General features: G+C 44.3%; 8 protein-coding genes and 1 tRNA gene. 5 read left to right on the top strand and 4 right to left on the bottom strand.

Going from position 1 to position 7,694, the window contains the following annotated elements; genetic code table 11:
- Positions 1-86 precede the first annotated feature (86 nt).
- Positions 87-159, bottom strand: a tRNA-Gln gene (locus F7C14_RS04815).
- Positions 160-280: 121 nt separating this feature from the next.
- On the opposite strand from F7C14_RS04815, the gene F7C14_RS04810 reads away from it, so the two are divergent.
- Together F7C14_RS04810 and F7C14_RS04805 are read left to right on the top strand one after the other, a co-directional pair.
- Complete coding sequence (locus F7C14_RS04810; RefSeq protein WP_290900386.1) at positions 281-1,609, top strand: NCS2 family permease; 1,329 nt, start codon at positions 281-283, stop codon at positions 1,607-1,609.
- A 43-nt stretch (positions 1,610-1,652) separates the two neighbouring features.
- Entirely contained in the window at positions 1,653-1,868 is a 216-nt protein-coding gene (locus F7C14_RS04805) for a hypothetical protein (RefSeq protein ID WP_290900384.1), read from the top strand.
- Here F7C14_RS04805 and F7C14_RS04800 read toward each other — a convergent pair.
- From F7C14_RS04800 to F7C14_RS04790, 3 genes are read right to left on the bottom strand one after another with little or no spacing between them, the layout of a single operon-like run.
- Positions 1,834-2,376: a cysteine hydrolase family protein gene (locus tag F7C14_RS04800; protein ID WP_290900382.1), complete on the bottom strand. Its 543-nt coding sequence runs from the start codon at positions 2,374-2,376 to the stop codon at positions 1,834-1,836. The genes F7C14_RS04805 and F7C14_RS04800 overlap by 35 nt on opposite strands.
- Before the next feature lie 60 nt (positions 2,377-2,436).
- Positions 2,437-2,748 (bottom strand): hypothetical protein, encoded by a 312-nt coding sequence (locus F7C14_RS04795; protein ID WP_290900380.1) that lies wholly within the window; start codon positions 2,746-2,748, stop codon positions 2,437-2,439.
- A 36-nt stretch (positions 2,749-2,784) separates the two neighbouring features.
- On the bottom strand, positions 2,785-3,855 hold the full coding sequence (locus tag F7C14_RS04790) for a tungsten cofactor oxidoreductase radical SAM maturase (RefSeq protein WP_290900378.1): 1,071 nt from the start codon (positions 3,853-3,855) through the stop codon (positions 2,785-2,787).
- Between the two features lie 109 nt (positions 3,856-3,964).
- Between F7C14_RS04790 and F7C14_RS04785 the strand changes: the two genes are divergently transcribed.
- From F7C14_RS04785 to F7C14_RS04775, 3 genes are all read left to right on the top strand, one after another.
- Complete coding sequence (locus F7C14_RS04785) at positions 3,965-5,761, top strand: aldehyde ferredoxin oxidoreductase family protein (protein WP_290900376.1); 1,797 nt, start codon at positions 3,965-3,967, stop codon at positions 5,759-5,761.
- Positions 5,758-6,060 (top strand): ubiquitin-like small modifier protein 1, encoded by a 303-nt coding sequence (locus tag F7C14_RS04780; RefSeq protein WP_290900374.1) that lies wholly within the window; start codon positions 5,758-5,760, stop codon positions 6,058-6,060. Before F7C14_RS04785 ends, F7C14_RS04780 begins: the two co-directional genes overlap by 4 nt.
- A gap of 397 nt (positions 6,061-6,457) precedes the next feature.
- Positions 6,458-7,600 (top strand): nitrous oxide reductase family maturation protein NosD, encoded by a 1,143-nt coding sequence (locus tag F7C14_RS04775; RefSeq protein ID WP_290900371.1) that lies wholly within the window; start codon positions 6,458-6,460, stop codon positions 7,598-7,600.
- Positions 7,601-7,694: the final 94 nt, after the last annotated feature.

Raw genomic sequence — 7,694 nt, 5'->3', positions numbered from 1 at the left:
CACTATGACATTCTTCAGAACAGTTCTCCTTTCCCTTCAGTCTGTAGTTCCTTATCTTCAGCAAAAGAATTGAGAAAAAATAAACATAGCCCCGCGGGGATTCGAACCCCGGTCGCCGGCTCCAAAGGCCGGCAGGATTGACCGCTACCCTACGGGGCTTTTCAAAGTTCTACTTTCAGTGACTAAAAATAAAGTTTACCCTCCACTTTTATAAAAGCTCGTAGCGGCTAACTTCTCCAAAAAATAAACTTTTAAATACACTCTTCAGTATTACTCCATCATGAGTTTCTTCGAGGAGTATTTTGAATTCAGGAAATACAACACTGACGTTAGAACTGAGGTGTTAGCAGGTTTGACAACTTTCATGACCATGGCGTACATAATCTTCGTAAATCCAGCGATTTTGAGTGATGCAATAGGAAAGGAGGCAATTCCAAGCTTGGTAACCGCCACAGCCCTCTCCGCTGGTGTAGCAACGATTATCATGGGACTTTACGCCAAAAAACCCTTCGCCCTCGCTCCCGGGATGGGTTTAAATGCGTTCTTCGCCTATTCTGTCGTCCTCGGAATGGGTTATCCGTGGCAGGTCGCTTTGGCTGCGGTGTTCGTTGAGGGAATAATCTTCATTATACTCAGCGTAACGAAGTTTAGAACGCTCGTAATAGATGCAATTCCAGTTTCACAGAAATATGCGATTGGTGCAGGAATTGGATTGTTTTTAACGCTTATAGGTATGAAAAACGCCGGAATAGTTGTAGGAAGCGAAGCGACTCTTGTCACTCTTGGAGTTGAGAACTTCGCTAAGCCGGAGTTTTGGATCGCAATGCTCGGGTTAGTTATAGCGGCTGGACTGATGGTTAGGAGAATTCCGGGAGCTTTGCTCATAGCGATCATCGTGGCTACAATCGTGGCTGTTGCTGTAGGAGTGGCTCCACCGCCGGAAAGTCTTTTCGCTCTACCGACTCTCGAACACACCCTTTTCAAAATGGATTTGGCTGGGCTGATTAACTTCGGAGCGTTCGGAATTGTCTTCGCTTTCTTCATGGTGGACTTCTTCGACACTCTTGGAACAGTCGCTGGACTAAGCGCAAAAGCAGGATTCATGAGAGAGGACGGATCAATACCGGATAGCGAGAAAATTCTGCTTACCGATGCCATAGGAACGACCTTTGGAGCGGTCCTTGGGACTTCAACAGTAACAACCTACATAGAGAGCGCTGCCGGTATCGAGGAAGGTGGAAGAACTGGATTGACGGCGTTAGTTGTAGGAGTGCTCTTCCTAATCGTAGGACTTTTCGTCTCTCCGATAGCATCGATTATCCCAGCAGCAGCCACCGCTCCAGCTTTGATCTTGGTCGGTTTTCTAATGCTAACGGTCGTGAGGGACATAGACTTCGACGACCTGACGGAAGCTATCCCAGCGTTTATAGCCCTCGTAACAATCCCCTACACGTTCTCAATTGCCCACGGAATTGGTGCCGGATTTATCAGTTACGCAGTTCTGAAGCTCATAGCCGGAAGAGGAAGGGAAGTGCACTGGCTTCTGTACATTCTGGCAATAGTCTTTGCTGTTTACTTCCTCTACGAGGGAGGACTGATCACCTTCTAAAATTTTTTATACAACTCTATCGGAATTTTTTTGCCGATGATGAATGATGGGCGAACTGAACGATGATGAATGGGGAGAGGCTGAGGCGGAATTAAAAAAGAGCTTGACGAAAATATCGATAATTCATTCTTCAATCGTGTTTTTCGCTGTGGTTTTCGTGGCAGCTAAACTTTCCGGATTGAACTATCTCGTTTCGATTGTTCTTGCTGCAATTCTTTCGATTGTCATAGCTCTTTTAAGAATTCGTTTGAATCGATGATTTTAGCCTGAAATACGTTCTCCATGTGTTTCAGCGCATATTCGTAATCGTAGTCGTTTAGGGCTGCGGTGCAATCTTTTATCACAACGACTTCGTAGCCCCTCAGAGCAGCATCTCCGGCTGTGTGGAGAACGCATATGTTCGTCAGAACTCCGGTGAGATACAATCTTTTTACCTCAAGTTCCCTCAGCGTCAAATCCAAATCTGTTCCGAAAAAAGCAGAGTATCTCCTCTTCTTAACTATGTAATCTTCTTCCCTAACTTCGAGCTCGTCTATTATCTCAGCACCTCTGCTTCCCGCTACGCAGTGGGCTGGCCAGATTTTGAATTCCACGTCGTCTTTTCTGTGCCAGTCTTGGGTGTAAATTACTGGCATCTTCTTTCTCGCCTTTTCGACAACTCTTCTCAGCGGTTCGAAAATGCTCTTTAAATGGTCTCCTCCGTAAAGAGCACCGTCTGGATAGCAGAAGTCCTTCTGCATGTCCACAACGATCAACGCAGACTTCATATGTGAAAATCCGAGTAATTCCATAAAAATTTATCGAACAATTGTTCGATCACAAAAATCTCATCTCTCTATCACATTCTCCTTGACAGCAATTCTTTCAAGCTCATCTCTAATCTCTTCAAGACTGTTCATCAAGTACTTCCAGAGATCTGGTTCAAGCTTCTCGTTTTTAGTTATCTCCTCTCTCAACTCCTTCAATCTGATCTTAAGCCTTCTGAAGACCTCCGTGTATTCCTCCTCTTTTTCGCTCCCGTACATTATGCTTGAAAGCCTGCCGAGGATTCCTCTGAGAATTCTTATCCTCTCCTCCGGATTCGATGAATAGTCGAAGTTTTCGAGAAGGTTGTATATCTGCTCCGAAAGAGAAGGCATGGATTTAGGTTGGGAGGGTGCTATAAAAGCGTTGTGTCACGGACAAACAACTATTCCTCTCGCCCACAAGCAATCTCCGCAGTTTGGGGAATTTCCAAAACAGTCCATTTCCGTCGAGAGGGAATAGTAGCATCCGTTCACGTGCTTGCAGTCCGTGCAAGAAGCGTAAAGGGAGTTCTCAACAACGTAGCGGAACTTCAGGTATTTATCCGAAGTCCATATGTCCTCCAAACTCGTCTCCCTAACATTCCCAAATGAAAAACTCTTGACGTCCACTTTTCTCCCGAAAATAAACTCAGCGTAGTCGTGAAGCAGCCGGTAGCAGGGACAAACTTCTCCATCCCATCTTATAACAGCGCTTCTCCTCTTTACGAAGTTACAGCTTCTCTCAGTTCTTACTCTGAACTCAGGAATCACGTATTTAGGACCTTTAAAGCATTTTTTAACAAGTTCGTCTGCCGGATTGTTCTCTTTGCATGGGCTGTAGATTATTGCGTCGCTCAACTCTTTAGAGGTCGGAACGAGATTCGAGACGATTATTTCAGCAACTCCGTACTTCCTAAGCTCCGGTAGCTTAGGCAACTCGGAAACGTTTTCCTTCGTCACAACAAACTCAACGCATATCGTCGGCTTATCCTTTCCGTACTTCTCCTTAGCGTTATCCAAGGCTATTATGGCTTCTAAAGCAGACTCCTCGTGACCTATTTCGCTCTTAGCTGGCGGAATGCAGTCAAGAGAAACGTAAACCCTGTCAACATTATTCTTCTTGACGATCTCCTCTGCCATTTCCTCAACCAGTATTCCGTTTGTTGAAAACGAAACTCTGAAGTTCTTAGTTAAATCCAGAAATTCGAGAAAGTTTGGGTGAACAGTCGGCTCACCTATGCCTCCAAAGAAAATCTCACTCAGCTCTGGAAATTTTTCAGCCTGAAAAATTATCTTTCTAAAGAGATCTTCATCCATAAACCCCTCTTTTTCACTCCATTCGTTTCTAAAACACATTTTGCAAGATAAATTGCAGTAGTTAGTTATCTCAACGTAAAGTCTCCTCAAATCGAGTTTTTTATCCAGAACGACGTATCCTGAGGGGATTTTTAAAAATACCATCAAAAGAATTTGCTTGAATAAACCATTAAGCTTTTCCCTAAAAGCTTCGAGGGATGTATACGACCGTGCATAACGAACATGTTAAATAATTAAAATTCCGAATACTACTATGGAGTACACTATTTTGAGGGTGGATTTGAGTAAGGACAAGATCTGGGAAGAGAAGGTAGGAGAAAAGGTAATAAAGAAGTATCTCGGTGGCAGAGGGCTGGGGGTTAAAATTCTGTACGAAGAAACCGAAGCTGGAATAGATCCCTTCGGCGAGGAGAACAGACTGATTTTCATGACAGGCTACGCAACCGGAACAGCTGTTCCTTTAAGCGGTAGATTTCACGTCATAACGAAGTCCCCCCTTACCGGCGGAATAGGTGACAGCAACTGCGGCGGACAATTTGGTCCGATGCTGAGGTTCGCTGGCTACGAAGGAATAGTCGTTCAGGGGATAGCAGAAAACCCGGTTTACCTATACATTGAAGACGGTCATGCGGAGCTGAGGGATGCCTCTCACCTCTGGGGTAAGGGGACTTGGAGTACAGAAGACACTCTCAGAGAGGAACTCGGCAAGGACATTAACATCGTCAGCATAGGTCCGGCTGGGGAGAACAAAGTCATGCAGGCAGCGATAATCAACGACAAGCACAGAGCAGCTGGAAGGACTGGAGTAGGAGCTGTGATGGGTAGCAAAAAGCTGAAAGCAATAGTTGTTAGGAGAGGAAAGAGAAAACCAGAGGTTCATGACGAGGCAAAGTTAAAAGAGGCTGTAGAAAACGTCAGAAAGATCGTTAGAGAGAGTCCAGTGACTGGAGAGGCTTTGCCGACTTATGGAACGGCGGTTCTTGTAAATATAATAAACGAAACCGGCGGTTTTCCGACGAGAAACTTCAAAACTGGAGTCTTTGAGAAAGCTAATGAAATCAGTGGAGAAAAAATAGCTGAGACATACTTAACCGGAAAGAAAGCCTGTTGGGGATGTATCGTGGCTTGCGGAAGAGTAACCAAAGTCGAAACCCCTCCGTATCAGGTTGACGGAGAAGGACCGGAATACGAAACAGCGTGGAGCCTTGGAGCTATGTGTGGCATAAGCGATTTGGCAGCGGTGATCAAAGCTCACAACCTCTGTGACGACTTAGGAATGGATCCGATAAGCTTCGGCTCAACAGTGGCTTGCGCCATGGAGTTGTACGAGAACGGAAAAATACCTGAAGAGAAGCTCGGCGGGTTGAAGCTGGAGTGGGGCAATCCGCAGACCGTCGTCGAATTGGCTTGGAGAACCGCTTTTAGAGATGGATTCGGTGACGAAATTGCTATGGGAGCAAAAAGGCTTGCCGAAAAGTACGGAATGCCGGATGTGGCGATGCATGTGAAAGGTTTAGAGCTTCCAGCCTACGATCCAAGAGCCTACAAAGGGCACGGACTCGGATATGCAACTTCGAACAGAGGGGGATGTCACTTAAGAGCGTATCTAATCGCTCCGGAAGTTCTCGGAATACCAGAAAAGCTCGATCCGCTAACGCCAGAAGGAAAGGCTCAGTGGGTGAAGATATTCCAAGACCTCTTCTGCATAGTCGATTCGATGGTCGTCTGCAAGTTCATAACCTTCGCAGTTGGAGCAGAAGAGCTTTTGAGCGTCACGAATCCGATAACTGGATGGGATTGGAACGTCGACGAATTCATGAAAGCCGGCGAAAGAATTTACAACCTCGAAAGACTCTACATAAACAGGGAGGGTTTCGACGGGAAGGACGACACATTACCGAAAAGATTGTTAGAGGAGCCTATGCCAGAGGGAGCAGCGAAAGGGCACGTGGTTGAGTTGGACAAGATGCTTGAGGAATTCTACAAGATAAGAGGGTGGGTGAACGGAAAGCCAACCGAAGAAAAGCTCAGAGAACTGGATATACCATGAGGGTGAAGTTCAAACTTTACGCTTCTCTGAAAAGAGGTAAAGGAACGATAGAGGTGGAATTTGAAGGAAAAACTCTGAAAGATGCGTTGAGAGAACTATTTAAAATCTATCCCGATTTGAGCGAAATCGTGGAGGAAGAGAAAGTTAAGACGTTTTACAAAATTTTTGTCAACGGGAGGGATGTTGAGCATCTTAAAGGGCTCGACACAGAGCTGAAGGAGGGAGATGAGATAGCGATCTTTCCCCCAATTGCGGGAGGTAAAATCGAAAACCCATCTATTTTTTTGAATAAGCATTGAAAGAAACAGGTCAACTCTGACTGAGAAAACAAACCTAAGTTTTTGATCGGCAATTCTTTAAAGGAAACACAAGCGTGAAAGCCACTCTTTTCATCTAAATTCCAGATAAAGATATTCTCATCTGTTTGTGTACCTCTTGCTAATATAACGAGCGTTAGCTTATTCCCCAGGTTTTAATTTCGTCTCATTTATCGCTATAAGATTTTTCTACCCTTTCTGGATGCTGTACTCTTCTTTCACCGACGATGATTGCTTCTCATAATGATTAAGATAAATATTATTAATTCGGTATAAAGTTATAAATTATAATCATCACTACAAAGAGTTTGTCGAAAAATTTTTATTTAATGATGTAAAAATTCGTGTTCATTTACCTGAAAAAAATTGGTGGAAAACCATGGTAGGTTTGGCTAAAAACCCCATATACCTGCCAGCTGTGGTCGCCCTGCTTGTTTTCATTCTGCCAGCAAATGCAACGACTATAACCGGATGCACAGTGATCGATTCTCCCGGATACTACTCGCTCGCAAACGACATAATCGACAGCAACTCCGCAAGGTGCATCGAAATAAAATCGAACGACGTAATTCTCGACGGACAAAATCACGTAATTGACGGAATCGACAGCTCAAGCAGCGAGGGAATTTACGCATTCAACGTGAGCAACGTAACTGTGAAAAACTTAATCATTACCGACTGGGGTTTTGGAATCGTGTTTTTAAAAGTCAAGCTTGTCAAAATTTTAAACAACACGGTATCTTCCAACAATAATGGCATCATTGTAAGCTACTATTCAAGCGGAAATAAGATAATAGGAAACAATGTTTCAAACAACAACGATAGGGGGATCGGAATAGTACTATCCAATGCCAACGCTATCACGAAGAACATGGTAACATTCAACGACCGGTACGGCGTTCACATAAGCTATTCGAGGTTCAACAGAGTAATTGAAAATGAAATATCTCACAATGGCTTGGGAGTATATATAGGGGGTTTAATATTCCGTTCTACTTCCGATTTCAACACCGTAGCTCAAAACAATATTTCAGCTAACGATAGGGGGATATCGATTGTGGGCAGCTATCGAAACACGATTAAGGATAACATCATCGCATCAAATCAAGTAGGTCTGTCAATAGGGAGGAGTAGTGGGAACACAATCTACAACAACTACTTCAACAACACAAACAGCAACGCGGATCTACCTTCTACTCCGTTGATTAGAAATAAGTTGTACGTGTATAAAACACCTGGAACGAACATAGTCGGTGGACCTTATATCGGTGGAAATTACTGGGGCAAGCCTGATGGCACCGGCTTTAGCGATACATGTAGCGATAGCGATTCAGACGGGATTTGTGATTCCAAATACGTACTCACGTACTTCTACAGTAGGCCAACAAATATCGACGAGTTTCCGCTAACACGCATCACTCCCACACCACCCACATCAATTCCGGAGTTCTCAAGCATGATAATGCCCGTTATCGGCATTTTCACCTTGATGGCTCTCAAGCTGACGAGAAGAAAAGAGTAAATTATATTCATTCTCCTCCAATTTTTTCTGATTGGATTACCATCGGCATGAAGAGGAAAAGTGTACTGGATGCGAATTCGATCCGATTCCAAGA

The organism is Ferroglobus sp., from assembly GCF_015521575.1.
Taxonomy (GTDB): Archaea; Halobacteriota; Archaeoglobi; order Archaeoglobales; family Archaeoglobaceae; genus Ferroglobus.
Note: the sequence above shows the minus strand (reverse complement) of the source record. Positions and strands in the feature narration are given on the sequence as shown.

What these genes read in the sequence shown, in the direction of transcription:
- F7C14_RS04810 (WP_290900386.1), top strand. Translation starts at nt 281, where the DNA reads ATGAGTTTCTTCGAGGAGTATTTTGAATTCAGGAAATACAACACTGAC.
- F7C14_RS04785 (WP_290900376.1), top strand. Translation starts at nt 3,965, where the DNA reads ATGGAGTACACTATTTTGAGGGTGGATTTGAGTAAGGACAAGATCTGG.
- F7C14_RS04780 (WP_290900374.1), top strand. Translation starts at nt 5,758, where the DNA reads ATGAGGGTGAAGTTCAAACTTTACGCTTCTCTGAAAAGAGGTAAAGGA.
- F7C14_RS04800 (WP_290900382.1), bottom strand. Translation starts at nt 2,376, where the DNA reads ATGAAGTCTGCGTTGATCGTTGTGGACATGCAGAAGGACTTCTGCTAT.
- F7C14_RS04795 (WP_290900380.1), bottom strand. Translation starts at nt 2,748, where the DNA reads ATGCCTTCTCTTTCGGAGCAGATATACAACCTTCTCGAAAACTTCGAC.
- F7C14_RS04805 (WP_290900384.1), top strand. Translation starts at nt 1,653, where the DNA reads ATGATGGGCGAACTGAACGATGATGAATGGGGAGAGGCTGAGGCGGAA.
- F7C14_RS04775 (WP_290900371.1), top strand. Translation starts at nt 6,458, where the DNA reads ATGGTAGGTTTGGCTAAAAACCCCATATACCTGCCAGCTGTGGTCGCC.
- F7C14_RS04790 (WP_290900378.1), bottom strand. Translation starts at nt 3,855, where the DNA reads ATGGTATTTTTAAAAATCCCCTCAGGATACGTCGTTCTGGATAAAAAA.